The 1193-nt window shown below is 43.7% G+C and carries 1 protein-coding gene; it reads right to left on the minus strand.

Translation table 11 applies throughout. From position 1 onward, the window contains the following. Positions 1 to 214: 214 nt before the first annotated feature. The gene (aph(3')-Ia, locus tag OKB87_RS23510; protein WP_000018329.1) at positions 215 to 1030 is read right to left on the minus strand and encodes an aminoglycoside O-phosphotransferase APH(3')-Ia; all 816 of its coding nucleotides are present in this window, start codon (positions 1028 to 1030) and stop codon (positions 215 to 217) included. Positions 1031 to 1193: the final 163 nt, after the last annotated feature.

Genomic DNA, 1193 nt, shown 5'->3' on the forward strand with positions numbered 1-1193 from the left:
GGTAAGCAGAGTTTTTGAAATGTAAGGCCTTTGAATAAGACAAAAGGCTGCCTCATCGCTAACTTTGCAACAGTGCCAATTTATGAGTAAAGGATTATGTCCACGATAAGCACCTGGGTCGATTCCTGGGAGGCGGCCATGAGGGTAGGGAAGCGCCGTCCCGTCAAGTCAGCGTAATGCTCTGCCAGTGTTACAACCAATTAACCAATTCTGATTAGAAAAACTCATCGAGCATCAAATGAAACTGCAATTTATTCATATCAGGATTATCAATACCATATTTTTGAAAAAGCCGTTTCTGTAATGAAGGAGAAAACTCACCGAGGCAGTTCCATAGGATGGCAAGATCCTGGTATCGGTCTGCGATTCCGACTCGTCCAACATCAATACAACCTATTAATTTCCCCTCGTCAAAAATAAGGTTATCAAGTGAGAAATCACCATGAGTGACGACTGAATCCGGTGAGAATGGCAAAAGCTTATGCATTTCTTTCCAGACTTGTTCAACAGGCCAGCCATTACGCTCGTCATCAAAATCACTCGCATCAACCAAACCGTTATTCATTCGTGATTGCGCCTGAGCGAGACGAAATACGCGATCGCTGTTAAAAGGACAATTACAAACAGGAATCGAATGCAACCGGCGCAGGAACACTGCCAGCGCATCAACAATATTTTCACCTGAATCAGGATATTCTTCTAATACCTGGAATGCTGTTTTCCCGGGGATCGCAGTGGTGAGTAACCATGCATCATCAGGAGTACGGATAAAATGCTTGATGGTCGGAAGAGGCATAAATTCCGTCAGCCAGTTTAGTCTGACCATCTCATCTGTAACATCATTGGCAACGCTACCTTTGCCATGTTTCAGAAACAACTCTGGCGCATCGGGCTTCCCATACAATCGATAGATTGTCGCACCTGATTGCCCGACATTATCGCGAGCCCATTTATACCCATATAAATCAGCATCCATGTTGGAATTTAATCGCGGCCTCGAGCAAGACGTTTCCCGTTGAATATGGCTCATAACACCCCTTGTATTACTGTTTATGTAAGCAGACAGTTTTATTGTTCATGATGATATATTTTTATCTTGTGCAATGTAACATCAGAGGGCACTGTTGCAAATAGTCGGTGGTGATAAACTTATCATCCCCTTTTGCTGATGGAGCTGCACATGAACCCATTCA

Origin of the sequence: Aeromonas sp. Y318-1 (assembly GCF_027706125.1) — a bacterium.
GTDB classification, from domain to species: domain Bacteria; phylum Pseudomonadota; class Gammaproteobacteria; order Enterobacterales; family Aeromonadaceae; genus Aeromonas; species Aeromonas hydrophila.